Below are 241 nucleotides of genomic sequence, written 5' to 3' on the forward strand. Positions count from 1 at the left end.
GGATTGGACAGCCGGCCGGAGCGCATCCGGCGCGTCGTCGAGGCATCGCTGAAGCGCCTCAGGACCGATCGCATCGATCTCTACTATCAACACCGAGTCGATCTCACCGTGCCAATCGAAGACGTCGCCGGCGCCGTCAAGGATCTGATCAAGGCCGGGAAGGTCCTGCACTTCGGCCTTTCAGAGCCGAGCGCGAAGACCATTCGTCGCGCGCACGCGGTTCAGCCGGTTGCCGCCATCC

At 64.3% G+C, this 241-nt stretch carries 1 protein-coding gene; it reads left to right on the top strand.

The genetic code is table 11. The features are described from left to right. On the top strand, nt 1-241 hold a 241-nt coding region (locus tag QSV46_RS40860; RefSeq protein WP_314964451.1), incomplete at both ends, for an aldo/keto reductase.

The organism is Bradyrhizobium cosmicum (genome assembly GCF_032290525.1).
GTDB lineage: Bacteria > Pseudomonadota > Alphaproteobacteria > Rhizobiales > Xanthobacteraceae > Bradyrhizobium > Bradyrhizobium cosmicum_A.